General features: G+C 68.5%; 19 protein-coding genes. 10 read left to right on the top strand and 9 right to left on the bottom strand.

Annotation, left to right across the window (positions count from 1 at the left end):
• Positions 1-60: 60 nt before the first annotated feature.
• Together ACFOM9_RS05175 and ACFOM9_RS05170 are read left to right on the top strand one after the other, a co-directional pair.
• Positions 61-489, top strand: coding sequence for a YciI family protein (locus ACFOM9_RS05175; RefSeq protein WP_386706897.1), 429 nt, complete (start codon positions 61-63; stop codon positions 487-489).
• Positions 490-538: 49 nt separating this feature from the next.
• Positions 539-1,801, top strand: coding sequence for an RNA polymerase sigma factor (locus ACFOM9_RS05170; protein ID WP_386706894.1), 1,263 nt, complete (start codon positions 539-541; stop codon positions 1,799-1,801).
• Positions 1,802-2,000: 199 nt separating this feature from the next.
• Here ACFOM9_RS05170 and ACFOM9_RS05165 read toward each other — a convergent pair whose 3' ends face one another.
• Positions 2,001-2,618, bottom strand: coding sequence for a YceI family protein (locus tag ACFOM9_RS05165; RefSeq protein WP_386706891.1), 618 nt, complete (start codon positions 2,616-2,618; stop codon positions 2,001-2,003).
• An 11-nt stretch (positions 2,619-2,629) separates the two neighbouring features.
• Positions 2,630-2,986: a DUF1428 domain-containing protein gene (locus ACFOM9_RS05160; protein WP_386706888.1), complete on the bottom strand. Its 357-nt coding sequence runs from the start codon at positions 2,984-2,986 to the stop codon at positions 2,630-2,632.
• A gap of 231 nt (positions 2,987-3,217) precedes the next feature.
• Here ACFOM9_RS05160 and ACFOM9_RS05155 point away from each other — a divergent pair, with 231 nt between their 5' ends.
• From ACFOM9_RS05155 to ACFOM9_RS05130, 6 genes are read left to right on the top strand one after another with little or no spacing between them, the layout of a single operon-like run.
• A complete protein-coding gene (locus tag ACFOM9_RS05155) occupies positions 3,218-3,556 on the top strand; it encodes an ArsR/SmtB family transcription factor (RefSeq protein ID WP_386706885.1) in 339 nt (112 codons plus the stop codon).
• 9 nt (positions 3,557-3,565) lie between these two features.
• Complete coding sequence (locus tag ACFOM9_RS05150) at positions 3,566-4,057, top strand: arsenate reductase ArsC (protein WP_386706882.1); 492 nt, start codon at positions 3,566-3,568, stop codon at positions 4,055-4,057.
• A gap of 55 nt (positions 4,058-4,112) precedes the next feature.
• Positions 4,113-5,168, top strand: a complete 1,056-nt coding sequence (gene arsB, locus ACFOM9_RS05145) for an ACR3 family arsenite efflux transporter (RefSeq protein WP_449284262.1) — start codon at positions 4,113-4,115, stop codon at positions 5,166-5,168.
• The gene (gene arsC / locus ACFOM9_RS05140; RefSeq protein ID WP_386706879.1) at positions 5,165-5,590 is read left to right on the top strand and encodes an arsenate reductase (glutaredoxin); all 426 of its coding nucleotides are present in this window, start codon (positions 5,165-5,167) and stop codon (positions 5,588-5,590) included. The genes arsB and arsC overlap by 4 nt, the downstream gene beginning before the upstream one ends.
• Positions 5,591-5,594: 4 nt before the next feature.
• On the top strand, positions 5,595-6,305 hold the full coding sequence (arsH, locus tag ACFOM9_RS05135) for an arsenical resistance protein ArsH (protein WP_449284261.1): 711 nt from the start codon (positions 5,595-5,597) through the stop codon (positions 6,303-6,305).
• A 26-nt stretch (positions 6,306-6,331) separates the two neighbouring features.
• A complete protein-coding gene (locus ACFOM9_RS05130; RefSeq protein WP_386706873.1) occupies positions 6,332-7,135 on the top strand; it encodes an NRDE family protein in 804 nt (267 codons plus the stop codon).
• Between the two features lie 28 nt (positions 7,136-7,163).
• On the opposite strand, the gene ACFOM9_RS05125 is transcribed toward ACFOM9_RS05130, so the two are convergent.
• The 6 genes from ACFOM9_RS05125 to ACFOM9_RS05100 form a co-directional block, all read right to left on the bottom strand.
• Positions 7,164-7,574 carry a hypothetical protein gene (locus ACFOM9_RS05125; protein WP_386706870.1) on the bottom strand — a complete coding sequence of 137 codons (411 nt, stop codon included), beginning with the start codon at positions 7,572-7,574 and terminating at the stop codon, positions 7,164-7,166.
• A gap of 383 nt (positions 7,575-7,957) precedes the next feature.
• Positions 7,958-8,395: a hypothetical protein gene (locus tag ACFOM9_RS05120; protein WP_386707367.1), complete on the bottom strand. Its 438-nt coding sequence runs from the start codon at positions 8,393-8,395 to the stop codon at positions 7,958-7,960.
• A gap of 23 nt (positions 8,396-8,418) precedes the next feature.
• Complete coding sequence (locus tag ACFOM9_RS05115) at positions 8,419-8,619, bottom strand: PspC domain-containing protein (protein WP_386706867.1); 201 nt, start codon at positions 8,617-8,619, stop codon at positions 8,419-8,421.
• Between the two features lie 165 nt (positions 8,620-8,784).
• Positions 8,785-9,861: a class III poly(R)-hydroxyalkanoic acid synthase subunit PhaC gene (locus ACFOM9_RS05110; protein ID WP_386706864.1), complete on the bottom strand. Its 1,077-nt coding sequence runs from the start codon at positions 9,859-9,861 to the stop codon at positions 8,785-8,787.
• 1 nt (position 9,862) lies between these two features.
• Positions 9,863-10,963 (bottom strand): class III poly(R)-hydroxyalkanoic acid synthase subunit PhaE, encoded by a 1,101-nt coding sequence (gene phaE, locus ACFOM9_RS05105; protein ID WP_386706861.1) that lies wholly within the window; start codon positions 10,961-10,963, stop codon positions 9,863-9,865.
• A gap of 58 nt (positions 10,964-11,021) precedes the next feature.
• Entirely contained in the window at positions 11,022-11,657 is a 636-nt protein-coding gene (locus ACFOM9_RS05100) for a CDP-alcohol phosphatidyltransferase family protein (protein ID WP_386706859.1), read from the bottom strand.
• Between the two features lie 378 nt (positions 11,658-12,035).
• Here ACFOM9_RS05100 and ACFOM9_RS05095 point away from each other — a divergent pair, with 378 nt between their 5' ends.
• The gene (locus tag ACFOM9_RS05095; RefSeq protein ID WP_386706856.1) at positions 12,036-14,069 is read left to right on the top strand and encodes a DUF1800 domain-containing protein; all 2,034 of its coding nucleotides are present in this window, start codon (positions 12,036-12,038) and stop codon (positions 14,067-14,069) included.
• Between the two features lie 10 nt (positions 14,070-14,079).
• A complete protein-coding gene (locus tag ACFOM9_RS05090) occupies positions 14,080-15,603 on the top strand; it encodes a DUF1501 domain-containing protein (RefSeq protein WP_386706853.1) in 1,524 nt (507 codons plus the stop codon).
• A 278-nt stretch (positions 15,604-15,881) separates the two neighbouring features.
• Here the strand turns inward: ACFOM9_RS05090 and ACFOM9_RS05085 are convergent, their stop codons facing one another.
• Positions 15,882-16,508, bottom strand: coding sequence for a trimeric intracellular cation channel family protein (locus tag ACFOM9_RS05085; RefSeq protein ID WP_386706850.1), 627 nt, complete (start codon positions 16,506-16,508; stop codon positions 15,882-15,884).
• Positions 16,509-16,804: the final 296 nt, after the last annotated feature.

Here is a 16,804-nt window from a genome sequence, read left to right as displayed (position 1 = left end):
GCACGGCGACCGCATGCCCGCCCCGGACTGCAGCCTGCTCCACCTGACGGGAGAGCACAGATGCGCTGCATGGTGATCATGAAAGCCAACCGCGATAGCGAGGCCGGCGTGATGCCGGGCGAGCGCACGCTGACGGCGATGGGCCATTTCAACGAAGAACTGGTGAACGCCGGCGTCATGCTGGCCGGTGAAGGACTGCATCCGAGCTCGCGTGGCGTGCGGGTCGGCTTCTCGGGCAGCGCCGCGCCGGTCGTGTCCGACGGGCCCTTCGCCGGAATCCAGGAACTGGTGGCAGGCTTCTGGCTCTGGCAGGTCAGGTCGATGGCCGAGGCAGTGGAATGGGCGCGCCGCATTCCCAACCCCGAAGGCGACGACTTCGAGGTGGAGATCCGCCCGGTCTTCGAAGCGGAGGACTTCGGCGAACAGTTCACGCCCGAGGCGCGCGAGCAGGAGGAACGCCTGCGCAAGCGGATCGAAAGCGGGCAATGACGCCCGCTGCACTTGCACCGCGGGAGCGGCGGTGCTGTCATCCACCGCCATGACGACGACCGACATCCATCGCACGATCGAAGCGGTGTGGCGCATCGAATCGGCCAAGCTGATTGCCGCGCTGGCGCGCATGGTCCACGACATCGGATTGGCCGAGGAGCTGGCGCAGGACGCGCTGGTCACGGCGCTGGAGCGCTGGCCCGAAACCGGGGTGCCGGACAATCCTGCCGCCTGGCTGATGGCCACCGCCAAGCACCGCGCCATCGACCGGTTGCGGCGCAGCAAGCTGCAGTGGAGCAAGCACGCGGAGATCGCGCGCGAACTGGAGGAGCAGCAGCAGGACATGGCCAGGTCCGGATTCGAAGACAGGCTCGACGACGACATCGGCGATGACCTGCTGCGACTGGTGTTCACCGCCTGCCACCCGGTGCTCCCGCGCGAGGCGCGCGTCGCGCTGACGCTGCGCCTGCTCGGCGGCCTGTCCACGGACGAGATCGCGCGCGCCTTCCTCGTGCCCGAACCGACCATGGCCCAGCGCATCGTGCGCGCCAAGCGGACGCTCGCCGAGAAGCAGGTGGCCTTCGAGGTGCCGCGTGGCGACGACAGGTTCGAACGCCTGGCCTCGGTCCTGGAAGTGATCTACCTGGTCTTCAACGAGGGCTACGCGGCGACCGCCGGCGACGACTGGCTGCGCCCTGCGTTGTGCGAGGAAGCATTGCGGCTGGGCCGCATCCTGGCCGGACTGATGCCGCTCGAGCCGGAAGTGCACGGCCTGCTCGCGCTGATGGAACTGCAGGCTTCGCGCGCCAATGCACGCGTGGGGTCGAATGGCAAACCGGTGCTGCTCGCCGACCAGAATCGCGCCCACTGGGACCAGCTGCTGGTCCATCGCGGGCTGGCCGCGCTCGACCGGGCGACCAGGCTTGGCGGCGCGCGCGGCGCGTATGCGCTGCAGGCTTCGATCGCCGCGTGCCACGCGCGCGCGAAAGACATGGAATCGACCGACTGGCCGCGCATCGTCGCGATCTACGATGCGCTTGCGCAGGTGATGCCCTCGCCCGTGGTCGCGCTCAACCGGGCGGTGGCGGTGTCGATGGCCTCCGGAGTCGCCGCGGGGCTCGCCGCGGTGGACGCGCTGGCGGACGAGCGCAGCCTGCAGCACTACCACCTGCTGCCGAGCGTGCGTGGCGAGCTTTTGCGCCAGCTCGACCGCCAGGCCGAGGCACGCGTCGAGTTCGAACGCGCCGCCGAACTGACCCGCAACGCGCGCGAACGCGAGTTGTTGCTGGCCAAGGCCCGCGCTTGCGCATAGCAGCGCCGCTATCGGCGACCGTGCATCGTTTGTCCTGCAACGCTTTCACATCACGCTGCGAGATCCGCACCCGCCCTCTCCCGCCGGGCGGAGAGGGCGCGAAAGCGCCGGATGAGGGCGCGGCTTTTCGCCCGACACCGATGGAACGACTGGCCAGCCCGTCGCAAACCACACGGGGGGCGAGGCGCTGCTTTCCGGGCTACTGCGAGCCTGCCGCCGCCGCTTCCTCCGCGATCGCCTCGACCTGGATCCGCAGCGTCACCGCCATGCTGAAGCCATAATCCTTGCCGGCCGGCATGCCGAACTCGTCGCGCTGGATCGTGGCCAGCGCGTCGGCGCCGCACACCTCGCGCTTGAGCATCGGGTGCGGCATGCACTTGAAGCTGTTGAGCTTCAGCTCGACCGGACGGGTCACCCCGTGCAGGGTCAGCTCGCCGGCCACGCGTGTCGGCTTGCCATCGACGAAGCCTTCGAGCCGGCCGCTGTAGGTCGCCTGCGGGTACTTCGCCACGTCGAACAGCTCCGCGCCCCGCGCATGTTCGTTGAGCACGTCGTGGCCGAAATCGATGCTGGCCACGTCGATGACCACGTCCACCGATCCGGTCCCCGCCGTCTTGTCGAGCGCGACCTTGCCGCTGCTGCGGTTGAACTTGCCACGCCACACCGACAGGCCCGCCATGTGGTCCGCCTCGAAGCTCGGATAGGTGTGCTCGGGATCGATCTCGTAGTTGACGGTGGCCGCCGCGGCCAGGCCATTGGCCGCGAGCAGCGCGACAAGCGCGAGCGGCCCGAAGGCAAAGCGATTCCGGATTTCCATCGTCGTCCTCCTCAAAGTGCCACGATCGGCTTGAAGCCGCCAAAGAACATGCGCTTGCCGTCGAACGGCATGTCCTTGGGCCCCAGGTTCGCCAAGCGCGGATCGGCCATGACTTTCTTGTTGATCCGGTCGCGCTGCGCGCGCGAGGCGTAGACGATCCAGGAAAACACCACGACCTCGCCTGCCTTGAGCTTGACGCTTTGCGGGAACGAGGTGTGCTTGCCGGGCTGGACATCGTCGGCCACGCATTCCATGTACTCCAGTGCGCCATGTGCCTTCCAGATCGCCCCGGCCTTGCGGGCCAGGCGGCGATAGGCGGCCAGGTTCTTTTCAGGCACGGGCAATACGAAACCGTCGACATAACTCATGGTCGTTCCTCGCTTGGGCGGTTGCTGGACAGGATGCGGTTCGACTGTGATGGCGCGATGCCCGGAGAGCGTTCGCCGCAGACAGTCTTGCGAGATCGTCGTTTCGCGGCGGACGACATCGACGATCGGCGGAACGCCCTTCGGTTGTGTTCATCCTTCGTTTAGGCAAAGGTCAAACGGTCCCGAAGCCAGGGCTTGATTTTAATTCCATGTTTCCGGAATATTCGAATCATGGAATCCGCAGCCGCCCTCGCCTCCCTGAACGCGCTGTCGCACCAGCACCGGCTCGCCGCGTTCCGCGCCCTGGTGCAGGTTGGGCCGGCGGGCCTGGCGGTCGGCGAACTGCGTGACCGGCTCGACATCCCGCCGGCAACGCTGACCGCCCACCTCAACATCCTGCGCGCGGCCGGGCTGGTCTCCGACTTGCGGGAGGGACGCAGCATCCGGGTCAGCGCGGACTTCGACCAGATGGATGCGTTGATCACCTTCCTCACCGAGAACTGCTGCGGGGGCGCGCCGTGCGCCACGACGGCTGCCGGCGACAGCAACCTCGATACCTTGACTGCCTGAGCCCCGGCAATGAATCAACGTGTCTGCAACGTGCTGTTCCTGTGTACCGGCAATTCCGCGCGCAGCATCATGGCCGAGGCGCTGCTCAACATGCTCGGCGAAGATCGCTTTCGGGCGTTCAGCGCCGGCAGTCGTCCGGGCGGAAAAGTCCAGCCCGAGGCTGCAGAACTGGCGCAACCGCTCGGATACCAGGAGCGCATGCGCAGCAAGAACTGGGACCAATTCGCAGCAGCGGGCGCGCAGGAAATGGACATGGTGATCGCCGTCTGCGACAACGCCGCGGGTGAATCCTGCCCCGTGTGGCCCGGCCACCCTGCAGTCGCACACTGGGGCGTGCCCGATCCGGCCGCGGTCGACGACAGCGAGGACAGGCGCAGGCGCGCGTTCGTCTCTGCTTTCGCGACGCTGCGCCGGCGCGTCGAGTTGCTGATCGCATTGCCATTGGACAAGCTCGATCGCCTTGCCGCACAGGGCAAGCTGCGCGAAATCGGCGAGCAGTGAAACCATGACCAGCATGCAGCGCGACATGGCCGCTGGCGAGAAGCCCGTCGCCGCAATGAGCGTGTTCGACCGTTACCTCTCGGTCTGGGTGCTGCTTTGCATCGTCGCGGGCATCGCGCTTGGCCAGATCGGCCCGGCCGTTTTCGAGTCGATCGGCCGCATGGAGATCGCCCGGGTCAACCTGCCCGTGGGCGTTCTGATCTGGGTGATGGTGATCCCGATGCTGCTCAAGGTCGATTTCGGCGCACTCGGCCAGGTCGGCAGGCATTGGCGCGGGATCGGCGTGACCCTGTTCGTCAACTGGGCCATCAAACCGTTTTCGATGGCGCTGATCGGCTGGCTGTTCGTGCGCCATGTCTTCGCGGCCTGGCTCCCGGTCGACCAGCTCGACAGCTACATCGCCGGCCTGATCCTGCTGGCTGCGGCGCCGTGCACGGCGATGGTCTTCGTCTGGAGCCGGCTTGCGGGCGGCGACCCGCTGTTCACGCTGTCGCAGGTGGCCTTGAACGACACGATCATGGTGTTCGCCTTCGCCCCTATCGTCGGCCTGCTGCTGGGCATCTCGTCAATCACCGTGCCTTGGGACACGCTGCTGACATCGGTAGTGCTGTACATCTTGGTGCCGGTGGTCATCGCGCAGCTGGTTCGCCGTGCATTGCTGCGCCGTGGACAAGCGGTGTTCGATCGCATGTTGAAGCGGGTTGCGCCGATGTCGATCGGCGCGCTGCTGCTGACGCTGGTCCTTCTGTTCGCATTCCAGGGCGAGGCAATCGTTCGGCAGCCGTTGGTGATCGCCATGCTCGCGGTGCCGATCCTGATCCAGGTGCTCTTCAACGCGTGGCTCGCGTACTGGCTCAATCGCCGGGCCGGCGAACCGCACAGCGTCGCATGTCCGTCCGCGCTGATCGGCGCGTCGAATTTCTTCGAACTCGCCGTAGCCGCCGCGATCAGCCTGTTCGGGCTCAAATCAGGCGCCGCGCTCGCCACGGTGGTCGGCGTGCTGGTCGAAGTCCCGGTCATGCTGCTGGTCGTCCACGTGGTCAATCGCACCCGTGGCTGGTACGAACAAGCGCAGGAACATGCAACCGAAATCCCGGAGCCCCATCCATGAATGACATCACCATCTACCACAACCCCGCCTGCGGCACTTCGCGCAACACGCTCGCGCTGATCCGCAACGCCGGCATCGAGCCGCGGGTGATCGAGTACCTCAAGGACCCGCCCGACCGCGAGACGCTGGCCGGCATGATCGCGGCGATGGACGTCCCTGCACGCGATGTACTGCGCGCGAAGGAAGCGGCCTACGCCCAGCTGCATCTCGACGATCCCTCGCTGGGCGACGACGCACTGATCGACGCGATGCTCGAACACCCGGTCCTGATCCAGCGGCCGATCGTGGTCTCGCCGCTCGGCACGCGGATGTGCCGGCCCTCGGAAGCCGTGCTCGACCTGCTGCCGTCGCCGCAGCGCGGCCCGTTCGCGAAGGAAGACGGCGAAGTGGTCATCGATGCACAAGGGAACCGCGTTGTCTGAATCGATCACACTGCCCAACGTCGACACCGCGCTGCTGGAACGTGCAGGGCCGGAGCGCTTCGCAGCGATCGGCAACGCGACGCATCCGCCCCGGGTGCTGCTGCTGTACGGCTCACTGCGCACCCGGTCGTACAGCAAGCTGCTGGCGCTCGAAGCCGCGCGGCTGCTCACAGCGCTGGGCGCCGAGGCCAAACTGTTCGATCCCGCCGGCCTGCCGCTGCCGGACGACGCGCCGGCCACGCATCCGAAGGTGGAGGAACTGCGCGATCTCGTGCGCTGGTCGGAGGCCATGGTGTGGTGTTCGCCGGAGCGCCATGGCGCGATGACCGGGATCATGAAGGCGCAGGTCGACTGGATCCCGCTCACCGAGGGCTCGATCCGCCCCACCCAGGGCAAGGTGCTGGCGGTGATGCAGGTCTCCGGCGGGTCGCAATCGTTCAATGCGCTCAACCAGCTGCGCGTGCTCGGTCGCTGGATGCGGATGCTGACGATCCCCAACCAGTCGTCGGTGCCCAAGGCCTGGCAGGAGTTCGACGAGGCCGGCCGGATGAAGCCTTCGGCGTACTACGACCGCGTGGTCGACGTAATGGAGGAGCTGGTCAAGTTCACCCTGCTGACCCGCGACATCAGCCCGTGGCTGGTGGACCGCTACAGCGAACGCAGGGAATCCGCCGCCCAGCTGTCCGCGCGCGTCAACTTGCGCAGCAGCGCCTGAACCCGCAGCTGCGCTAGCATCGCCCCATGTGCCTGATCGCCATCGCCTGGCGCGTGCATCCGCGCTTCCCGCTCGCGCTCATCGCCAACCGCGATGAAGCCCACGCACGGCGGACCGCGGCGGCGGGATTCGATCCCGATGCGCCCGACGTCTACGGCGGCCGCGACCTCGTCCAGGGTGGCGGCTGGCTGCAGGTTTCCACGCGCGGCCGGCTGGCGGCGGTGACCAACGTGCGTGCCGGCATCGCCGGCGAAACCGCGCCGCGATCCCGAGGCGCACTGGTGCGCGACTTCGTCCGCGGCGAATCCCCGGCAGGCGCGGGGCTGTCATCGCTGGCACCCATCGCCGCGGAATTCGGCCGCTTCAACCTGCTGGCGTGGGACGGAACTTCGCTGGGCTTCGCGAGCAACCATCCGGGTTTCGCCAGCGGTCCGGTGGCGCCAGGGCTGCACGCGATGTCGAACGGGGCGTTCGATGCGCCCTGGCCGAAGAGTACCCACGCCACGCGCGCGCTCGAAGCGTGGCTGCGATCGCCGGCCTCCATGGCGGAAACGACCGACGCCGACATGATCGAACCCCTGCTCGATGCGCTCGCCGACACCAGCATCGCGCCGGACGAGGGCCTGCCGGACACCGGCGTCGGGCTGGAACTGGAGCGCATGCTGTCGCCGCCGTTCGTGCGCGGCGAGCGCTATGGCACGCGCTGCAGCACCGTGGTGCTGGTGGGCAGGGACGCAGTCGTGTTCGCGGAACGGCGCTTCGGGCCGGACGCGGCGCCGCTCGGGGAAAGCCTGGTCAGCTTGCCCCTGGCAGCGCCGCGCAACGCCTGAGCGTCGGCGCACGAAACCGGGCGACCGCTCAGCGCGAACTCGCCCTGCAGCGTGCCGGCGCGTCTTCCACCACTTCCTGTTCCCAGCCGTTCTCGGCACGCATCGCGATGGTGCCCCCAATGCAGGCGCGCGCTTCTCCGTCCCGCCGCGCGCTGCTCGGCCCGGGCAGGCTCACGGGCGCCAGCACAGCTACCGTCTTGGCCACGACCGGTCGGCCGTTGCGGCCGGTCGCTGACGAGGCGTTCGAACTGTCGGCCTGCGGCTCGCCGGCATCCGCGGTCAAGGCAGCCAGCTGCGCGGCGGATGCATCGGCGTCGCCTCCGCTGCCCGAGAACGCGGCGATCAGCGCGTGGGCAACCAGCACGCCCAGCATCACTGCCAGCGCGATCGGCAGGAAAAACGACCAGGGCGTCAGTGCCCGGAACTCGTCTCGGATCATGCGCGGTCCTCCCTCGCTGGCGCGAGCCTAGCGCATGCGCCGGCCGCGCGTATTCACACGGGCGGTGATCGACACGATCGCGGCTGCGGCGTGCGGCGGCGCACGCACTTCGACGCCAGCGTGCACCGCTTCCGGAGCATCGCCCCGGAAGCAAAAAATGGCGCACCGCGGCGTGCCGACTTTTTGCATTGCACAAAAAGTAGAAGGCCCAGTCTTCCGGATTTCTCCGAGCGGCTGAGCCTTCTGTTGCCGAAGCGATTGCTTCCGGCTTGCGCCTTCCGCTTTTTCTTCGACGCAGGCAGGTTACCGCGACCACCGTTACCGGGATGTAAAAGATGCCGACCGTTCGTCGGCACATCGCCGCAGGGCCCTCGCGCGCGTGGCTACCACGGCCACCAGCCCTGCCCGGAACTGGCATAGCGATCGGCGGCGCGCTCGAAGCGGTTGCGTGCGCTGATGCCGCCTGCCGCGAGGTACAGCGGCAGGAACAACGGACCCAGCACCATGTACTGGAACACATGCGCGCGCTCGTGGTCGGCCAGGACAATCGATGCTTCCTCGCCCTCGCCGTCGCGTTGGGCATAGGTCAGGCACGACGAATCGAGCGTGTCGCCGGTGTGCAGGATCACGTTCCCCAGCGTCAACGCACCGCCCGGGCCCCAGGGCCAGCGGTGGAACACGATGGCCAGGTCACGCCGGCGCGCGTGCAGGTGCGCGCCAAAGGCAAGACCGACGATGCCAAGCACCAGCCCGGCGATCGTGTTCGGCAGCGTCCACGCGACGCCCGCCGCCTGCAGCATGCGCAGCGCCGCCCGCGGCATGCGCGCCGCGACCTGCGCTGCGTTCAATCGTTGCCTTCGGGCATCAACAGCCACAGGATCAGGTAGACGAGGATGCCGGGGAACGCTGCCGACGCCACCGACAGGATGACGTAGATGGCCCGCAACAGCGTCGGGTTCCAGCCGAAGCGGTGGGCGATGCCGCCCACGACGCCGGCGAGGACGCGGTCGTGGATCGATCGGGTGAAGCGCTGCGTCTGAGTCATCGGGGTCTGGTGGTAGTGGATGGCGCGAGTCTAGCGCGCCGCCCGTTAAGCATCGTCGACACGCAGGCGGCGCCCGATCCCGCGGAATCACGCTTGCAAATCCGCCCCGCCACCGGGGCAGCGCCCATGCGCGCCGAGCGACCGGGCGCCGCCCGGGCACCTGCATCAAGCCAGGCGCGAACGCGCCGCGAGCCACTCGTGGATCGTGCCGGGCACTTCCTTCTGCGCACGACTGGATACGTAGATGCCGATGTGGCCGCCGCGGAACGAGAGTTCTGAATAGTCCTGGCTGCCGACCAGTTCCTTCAGCCGCTTCGAAGCGGTCGGCGGCACCAGGTGGTCCTGCTCTGCGTAGATGTTGAGCACCGGCATCTCGACCAGGCCCAGGTGCACTTCGCGATCGCCGATCACGATGCCGCCGTTGACGAACCCGTTGGCCTGGTAGAACTGCTTGACGAACTGGCGGAACGCCTCGCCAGCCTGGTCGGGTGAATCGAAGATCCACTTCTCCATGCGCAGGAAATCCTCCACCGCGCGCCTGTCGTCGAGGATGTCGACCAGCCCCACGTACTTCTGCGCGAACAGCCGCCACGGCTTGAGCGTGAGGTAGCACAGGTTCATCAGGTCGGCCGGCACGTTGCCCAGCGTGTCGACGAACAGGTCCACGTCCATGCCCCGGGTCCAGTTCGACAGCATGTTGTCGTCGGTGTGGAAGTCGACCGGCGTGACCATCGTGACCAGGTTGCGCACCTTGCCCGGATGCAGCGACGCGTAGCACAGCGAGAACGCGCCGCCCTGGCAGATGCCGAGCAGGTTGACCGCGTCCAGGCCGTGCGCGTCGCGCAGGTGGTCGACGGCGCCGCCGAGGAAACGCTCGATGTAGTCCTCCAGCGTGAGGAAGCGGTCCGAGCGGTCGGCATAGCCCCAGTCGATGATGTAGACGTCCTCGCCGCGCGCCAGCAGGTTGCGGACGATGGATTTGTCGGACTGCAGGTCGACCATGTACGGCCGATTGACCAGCGCATAGCAGATCAGCAGCGGCACCTCCGCGGTGGGCTTGCCTTCGCCCCTGTAGCGGTACAGCACGACCTTGCCGTCACGCCAGACTTCTTCCTTGTCGGTCGCGCCGTAGTCGACGTCATCGACTTCGCGCAGCGTCTGCATGCCGGCCACCAGCTTCTGCTGGAAGGCCGACGCCTCGGCCGCCAGCCGGTCGGGGGTGATGTCGAGCGGTCCGGCCATGTCAGCGCTTCCCCTTCGCGGCCCTGGCATTGGCCGACCTGCTTGCCTCGGCGGGCGAGACTGCCTTCGCGGCGGGTTTGCCCGCCGCCGGTTTCGCTGCGGCGGCGTTCTTCACCTTCGACGTACCCGCCGCGGGTTTCTTCGCCGCTGCACGGACCGGGGCGACGGTATCGTTGCTGCCCTGCCCGCCCTCGATGCGATCACGCAGTCGTCGCATCTGCCGCTCCAGTTCCACGATCTTGCGGTGCGCGCCGTCGAGCTCGGTACGCGTCGGCATACCGAACAGCGCGCTGGCCTGTTCCACTTCGCGCTGCACGCCGCCGCGCACCCGCATCTGCGCGTCGACCAGCTTGCCGTAGACCTCGCGGAACGCAGGCGACAGCGCGGTCTTCGCGTAGGCCTCTTCCGCGGCATCCACCCACAGGTCGAACAGCGCGCGCGCGGACTGTATCTGCCGGCCCGGCTCTTCGCGCTCGGCCAGCTTCTCCTCGAAGATCCCATATGCGTCGCGCGTGGCCTGGCGCATCAGTTCGTCGTAGGCCTGCGTGCACTGCTGGTAGTCGGCCATCGCCAGCGCCAGCTGTTGCCAGCGCTGCTGGTGCTCGCGGGCGAAACCGAAAGCGGGCACGTGCAGCCACGACGTGGCCTCGCTGCGCAGACCATCCAGCCAGGGCCGGGCCTGGTCGAGCCACTGTTCGAAGCCCTGCAGCCCCGGCCCACGCATCCCGCGCATCAGGTCGCCGAAAGGATTGCCGCCGGCCGCGTCCATCGCGCGCTTCCACGCCGCCGCGACCTCGGAGGCGCTGGCCTGCTGGCCGCCGAATTGCGCCGCGAGCTGCTGCATCTGCCCGAACCACTGCCGGGCCTGCCCGTTGAACCGATCGAAGGTGTCGTGGCCTGCCTGGCCGCCACCGGGGGCGAAGCGACCCCACCAGTCCATCGCGTCCTGCCACGGCTGTGCGCCGGCCTGCGGGGCGCCCGGCGTCGCACTGCGCAAGGCTTCGCCCCAGGCATTCCAGTATTGACGCGCCAGGGCATCGAAGCCCTGCCCGGCGCCAGCACCGCCCGGCTTCGTGCCGCCATCCTGCCCGTCGTCGCGCATCGCTTTCCTCCCGGATCCAGCCACGATCATAGCAACGCGCCATGACCGTCCCGGCCGCTCAGGGCTTGGGGATATGCAGGGTCTTGCTGATCATCAGCGAGCCGGACAGCGCGTACACCAGGACCAGCGGATGCAGTTGCCACGGGCCCAGCTGCCACGCGCCGAGCCACAGTCCATCGCCGATGCTGCCCTGGTACGCGGCCACGGCCAGCAGGATCACGATCGCCAGGCTGCTCGGGATCGGCGTGCCTTCGAAATACTTCACCTTGTCGCCGCCGTCGGCCAGCGTTTCGGCGGTGACGTTGTAGCGCGCCAGGCGACTGACGCCGCAGCCGACGAAGTAGCTCAGCACCACCCAGTCCCAGCCCCCCTGCATGCCGCAGGCGTAGCCGAGCGCCGCGGGCGCGACGCCGAACGAGATCACGTCGGCCAACGAATCGAGTTCGCGACCGAGCGTGGACGCGACCTTGCGCCAGCGCGCGATGCGGCCGTCGAGCGCGTCGAAGATGAAGGCCAGCGGGATCAGCGCCATGCCGACCAGCAGGTCGCTGCGACCGTCGGCCGAGGTGCCGCCCTCAAGCAGGAAGCGCATCGCCGCGAAGATCGCGCCGGTGCCGCAGAAGGCGTTGGCCAGGGTGAACCAGTCGGCGAGCTGGAAATCGCGCAGCATCGAGAAGTGGCGGGGGCGCTGCATGGTCGGCTCCTCGTATCGGAAGCCCAGAGGCTGCCAGATCGGGCGTGTCCGCGGGATGCAGGGGCTGGACTTGCCCGCTGGCAGCGCCTGCCCCGGCGGGATCGATGCGAGCGCGATCGCGCTGCGCGTTCACCTTCACCATGGTTGCGCTGCCGGCACTCCGCGGATCAACAGCATCCGGGCATCGTCCTTCGACACCAATGCCCGGGCGGCGCCGTGGACAGGCCCGTTGGGCCGCGTTTCCGGCTTCGCGGTGGTCATGAGCTACTTGACCGACCGGTGCGAGGCAGGGAGGCAGGGACTCTGCGAAGGCGGTCACACCCGCGGCTGGAAATCCCCCCATACTTCGCCGACAGGGGAGTTTCCGGGGAAAAAGCCATGCCTGATCCGATGTCGCACAGCGCGACGCCGACCGCGAGCCTGTTGGACGCCGCGGGCCTGCAATGTCCGGCGCCCGCCGATTTCCTCGCGGAGGCGTCGGTCCGGGATGCCGGAGCGTCGACGGCCGCTTCGCCAACGGCTGCCCCGCCACCCGGGCAGCGTCGGGTGGCCAGCGCCCGGCGCCAGGTCGATGAGGCGCACGCGCGCGAGGTGCTCGCGCAGCGCTACGGACGCGGCGCGCCCCTGCCTTACCAGGCCATGCCCTCCGCGGGGCGCAACACCTCGATGCACGCCGGCGGTGCATTCGCCGCGCCGCCGTCGCGCGCCACGGTGTCGAACGCGATCACGCCGCTGCTCTTCGACGGTGCCGACGATGCCGGCCTCGCCGCGAGTGCGCCGCCCGGATCCTCCGGCGCGCCGTCGCTCGGCGGCATGTCGGCCCCGGCGCGGATCACCCTGCCGAAACCGTCCCTGGCGATCCGCGCGCTGGGCAACATGAGCTACGGTGCCACCGCTGCAGACATCGCCGCGTTCAATGCGCTGGGCGGCACCGACACCGCGCGCATGACCGCATACGTCGACCGCCAGCTTGCCTGGGAAGCGATCGACGACAGCGCGGTCGAATCGCGCCTCGCGTCGGCCGGCTACAGCACGCTCGGCAAGAGCCTGCAGCAGCTGTGGACTGACCACGTCCAGGGCGATCCGGCGTGGGAAGTGCGCATGCGCCCGGCATGGGAAATCCAGCGCGCCTCGCTGGTGCGCGCGGTCTATTCGAAGCGGCAGCTGCGCGAGCTGCTGGTGACGTTCTGGCACGACCATTTCAACGTCATGGCCACCGACTATTCGGCCGGGCCTGTCTACGTGCACTACGACCGCGACGTGATCCGCGCCAACGCGTTCGGCAACTTCCGCACCATGCTTGAAGCCGTCGCGCAGAGCACGGCGATGCTGTACTTCCTCGACAACCGTTCCAACACGCGCGCCGGCCCCAACGAGAACTTCGCCCGCGAGCTGATGGAGCTGCATACCTTCGGCAGCGAGAACTACCTGGGGTTCGTCGATCCGTTCAAGGTGCCACCCTGCCCCGAGGACCCCTCGTATCCGATCGGGTACACCGACGTCGACGTCTACGAAGCCGCGGCCGCGTTCACCGGCTGGACGGTGAAGGACGGGCACTGGGAATTCCCGACCGAGGACGATGGGACGTTCGCCTACCGTTCGAGCTGGCACGACGCCGGACCGAAGTTCCCGCTGGGCATGTTCCTCAATCCCGAGCAGCCCGCGCTGAAGGACGGCCGCGACATCCTGGACCGCCTCGCCAGCCATCCGCGGGTGGCGAAGTTCATCTGCCGCAAGCTGATCCGCCGCTTCTGCGCCGACAGGCCCAGCCAGCAGCTGGTCGACAGCGCGGCCGCGGTATTCCGCGCCAACTGGCAGAAGCCGGACCAGATCAAGCGCACGCTGCGCCATATCCTGCTCTCGGACGCGGCATTCAACGACTGGGGGCAAAAGCGGCGGCGCCCGTTCGAGGCCGTGGCCGCGGCGCTGCGCCTGTCGGGCAGCAACTGGACGCCGGGCGTGGGCGACGACAAGAGCGACGAGTTCTCGTGGCGCATGGGTTTCACCGGGCACACGCCCTACGACTGGCCCGCGCCGAACGGCTACCCGGACACGGCGGTCGCCTGGTCCGGGTCCAACAGCCTGGGCATGACCTGGAAGCTGCTCAACTGGTTGACCGAAACCAGGGATGGCGACACGCCGCTGCTACCGATCCTCGCCGCCACGCGCAGCGGGGTGACGACGTGGACCTCGACCGCGCTGGTCGATTTCTGGTGCAAGCGCCTGCTGGGCTACCTGCCCGCCCGGCGCACCGTGCTGGTCGACTTCATGCGCCAGAACGGCGCCGCGGCCGACGTCATCGCCGACACCGATGCCTGGTCGGGCAACGACCTGAAGAAGCATTACAACCAGCAGCGCCTGCGGTCGATGGTGTCGCTGGTCCTGATGTCGCCCGAATTCCTGGCCCGCTGAGGAGACCGCCATGCCCCGTTCCCCGCAAGACCGCCTCCTCCTGCACCGCCGCGAGTTCCTCAAGGGCTGCTGCGCCACCGCGGCCGTCGGCGCCGTGGCGGGGCCGTCGCTGCTGTTCTCCGACCCCGCACAGGCCGCGGCCAATACCTACGACACGATCGTGCATGTCTTCCTGCGCGGCGGCATCGACGGGCTCAACCTGGTGCCGCCGGTTTCGGGCAACGACCGCGGCTTCTATGAGGAAGCGCGCCCCGACCTGTCGATCGCCGCCTCCGGCGCCTATGGCGCGCTGCCTCTGACGCTCGCCGGCGGCGCGGCCACCGGATTCGGCCTGCACCCGTCGGCCACCGGGCTGCATGACATCTGGACCGACGGCAAGCTTGCGATCGTGCACGGCTGCGGCTTGCTGACGACGGTCACGCGCAGCCATTTCGACGCCCAGCTGTACCTCGACCTCGGCACGCCCGGGCAGCACGGGATCGGCAGCGGCTGGATCACCCGCGCCTGGGATTCGCAGCCCGGCACGCCGGGTAACGCCGTGATGCCGGCGCTGGCGGTCAACAGCCGCACCCCGACCAACCTGCTCGGCGCAACGGAATCCCTGACCATGGGCAGCCCGTCCGACTTCGCGCTCAATTCCGGCGCGTGGGCGTGGCAGAAGACGCGGGCGGACTCGCCGGCGGGCCTGAAGGGCGTCAACGAAACCCTCGCGACGCTGTGGAAAGGCAAGACCGGCCTGGAGGGCGCGGGCCGCGCGGCGGATGCCTCGCTGCGCGTGATTGCCGGGCAGCCCTATGGCGACCTGCCCGCCAGCTGGCCGACCGGCAACTTCGCGCGGCAACTGTGGACCGTCGCGCAGTCGGTGCGCTTCAATCTCGGCATGCGCTACGCCGCCGTCGACCTCGGCGGCTGGGACACGCACGATGGCCAGGGCACCGCTGGCGCCGGCTATCACTATTACCAGGACCGGATCGCGGAACTTTCGCAGGCGCTCGCCGCGTTCTACGGCGAACTCAAGGCGGGCGGCGAGATCGGCAGGGTGACGGTGGTGGTGCAGTCCGAATTCGGCCGCCGCGTGCGTCAGAACGGCAGCCGCGGCACCGACCACGGCTACGGCAATCCACTGCTGGTGCTGGGCGGCGCGGTGAACGGGCGCAAGCTCTACGGCAGCTGGAAGGGACTGGATCCCGAGATCCTGTCGCCCTACTTCGGCGACGTGCCGGTCACCACCGACTTCCGTCGCGTGCTGTCGGAGCTGCTGATCCGGCGCATGGGCAACAATCGCATCGGCGCGGTGTTCCCGGGCTATTCGGGATACTCGCCGCTGGGCATCGTGCAGGGCAGCGACATGACGCCGCAGTACGTGGGCGCATCGATGGCGGCAGCCTCGCTGCCCCCCGCGCGCCTGCCGGACATCCCGCAGCCGGCTTACGGCGAGTCGCTGCGACCGGTTGGCAGTTCGACCGCAGAGGAAACGCCTGGCTGGCAGAAGCGCGGCCGAATCGACCGCACGCTGACCCGTCGCGCGCGCTGAGCGCAGTTCGCCCCTCGGGTTCGTGCCGAGTGCGCTTGACGTTGGTCAGCCGCGTCGACCGGGCTCAGCGATCGCGCATACCGGGATCGCGACATGCACGTCGGGACCCGGTTGCCGATCGATGAGCCCGGGTCGACGCAGACCCGCGCGCCGCGTCCCGAACAACGGCTTGTCCGGAGACCCTCAGGGCAGAGTGCGATCGCATCGAACCGTCAGCGACCCGGAGCGCGAGCGTCGTTCCCCGAAGATTGCGGCGCTGAATCCAGGGCGCACCGCGCCTAGCGCTCGCTTCGCGAGAAGCGCGGCAGGTTCCAGTGGTACCGCATCGCCAGGTAGCGCAGGCCGAAGCACAGCACGATGCCCACCCACGGCACCCATTGGATCGGCAAGCTCGTCCGCTCGCCGCTGACCTGCACCACGGCCGCGACCAGCGCGGCGGATGCGTAGATTTCCTTGCGCAGGATCAGCGGCGTGCGATTGAGCAGCACGTCGCGCATCGCGCCGCCGCCGACGGCGCTGACGATGCCCAGCACGATCGCGACCTGCGCGTTGTGCCCGAACAGCAGCGCCTTGTGGGCGCCGAACACGGCAAAGAAGCTCAAGCCCAGCGCGTCAAACATCTGCACCGGGTGGTCCAGCCGCTGCAGCAGCGGATACGCCACCATCGCCAGCGCGGCCGCGATCACGGCCAGCGTCAGGTAGCGCCAGTCGGCCAGCCCCGCCGGGGGGATCGCGCCGATGCAGACGTCGCGGAGGATGCCGCCGCCGCAGGCCACCATGTAGGCGATCGCGATGATGCCGAACAGGTCGAGGTTCTTCTGCCGGGCAGCGACCGCGCCGCTGATGGCAAAGGCAAACGTGCCCGCCATGTCCAGCACGGTAAACAGCAGCAGTTCCTCGTCCACGGCCGCGGGCTCCTTGGTGGCGGCGTGCAGGGCCTGAGCCGATGCGCGCCTGGAAGGTATGAATCATGCCGTCATTCCGGCAAAAGCGGGGCTTCAGCGGTCCGATGTCGGGCGTCCCTAGCTTTGCGATCGAGGGCGCGGATCGATGGCCGCACGTGACTCGCGCTGCGCGCGCTCCTGCCAAATGACGCAATGGGCGTCGCGCTTCGCCTGACTCGCGGGATGACGATCAGCGCGGGAGCAGAACTGCCGGAGATCCGCCTGCAGCATCGCGAGGCCCTTCCCCCGCTTCACGG

It is taken from the genome of Luteimonas notoginsengisoli, assembly GCF_042648885.1.
Taxonomy (GTDB): Bacteria; Pseudomonadota; Gammaproteobacteria; order Xanthomonadales; family Xanthomonadaceae; genus Luteimonas; species Luteimonas notoginsengisoli.
This window is presented reverse-complemented; position numbering and strand designations above follow the sequence as displayed.

Excerpts from the sequence above, each read along its gene's own strand:
- ACFOM9_RS05175 (WP_386706897.1), top strand. The coding sequence starts at position 61 with ATGCGCTGCATGGTGATCATGAAAGCCAACCGCGATAGCGAGGCCGGC.
- ACFOM9_RS05170 (WP_386706894.1), top strand. The coding sequence starts at position 539 with ATGACGACGACCGACATCCATCGCACGATCGAAGCGGTGTGGCGCATC.
- ACFOM9_RS05165 (WP_386706891.1), bottom strand. The coding sequence starts at position 2,618 with ATGGAAATCCGGAATCGCTTTGCCTTCGGGCCGCTCGCGCTTGTCGCG.
- ACFOM9_RS05160 (WP_386706888.1), bottom strand. The coding sequence starts at position 2,986 with ATGAGTTATGTCGACGGTTTCGTATTGCCCGTGCCTGAAAAGAACCTG.
- ACFOM9_RS05155 (WP_386706885.1), top strand. The coding sequence starts at position 3,218 with ATGGAATCCGCAGCCGCCCTCGCCTCCCTGAACGCGCTGTCGCACCAG.
- ACFOM9_RS05150 (WP_386706882.1), top strand. The coding sequence starts at position 3,566 with ATGAATCAACGTGTCTGCAACGTGCTGTTCCTGTGTACCGGCAATTCC.
- arsB (WP_449284262.1), top strand. The coding sequence starts at position 4,113 with ATGAGCGTGTTCGACCGTTACCTCTCGGTCTGGGTGCTGCTTTGCATC.
- arsC (WP_386706879.1), top strand. The coding sequence starts at position 5,165 with ATGAATGACATCACCATCTACCACAACCCCGCCTGCGGCACTTCGCGC.
- ACFOM9_RS05130 (WP_386706873.1), top strand. The coding sequence starts at position 6,332 with ATGTGCCTGATCGCCATCGCCTGGCGCGTGCATCCGCGCTTCCCGCTC.
- ACFOM9_RS05125 (WP_386706870.1), bottom strand. The coding sequence starts at position 7,574 with ATGATCCGAGACGAGTTCCGGGCACTGACGCCCTGGTCGTTTTTCCTG.
- ACFOM9_RS05120 (WP_386707367.1), bottom strand. The coding sequence starts at position 8,395 with ATGCCGCGGGCGGCGCTGCGCATGCTGCAGGCGGCGGGCGTCGCGTGG.
- ACFOM9_RS05115 (WP_386706867.1), bottom strand. The coding sequence starts at position 8,619 with ATGACTCAGACGCAGCGCTTCACCCGATCGATCCACGACCGCGTCCTC.
- ACFOM9_RS05110 (WP_386706864.1), bottom strand. The coding sequence starts at position 9,861 with ATGGCCGGACCGCTCGACATCACCCCCGACCGGCTGGCGGCCGAGGCG.
- phaE (WP_386706861.1), bottom strand. The coding sequence starts at position 10,963 with ATGCGCGACGACGGGCAGGATGGCGGCACGAAGCCGGGCGGTGCTGGC.
- ACFOM9_RS05100 (WP_386706859.1), bottom strand. The coding sequence starts at position 11,657 with ATGCAGCGCCCCCGCCACTTCTCGATGCTGCGCGATTTCCAGCTCGCC.
- ACFOM9_RS05095 (WP_386706856.1), top strand. The coding sequence starts at position 12,036 with ATGCCTGATCCGATGTCGCACAGCGCGACGCCGACCGCGAGCCTGTTG.
- ACFOM9_RS05090 (WP_386706853.1), top strand. The coding sequence starts at position 14,080 with ATGCCCCGTTCCCCGCAAGACCGCCTCCTCCTGCACCGCCGCGAGTTC.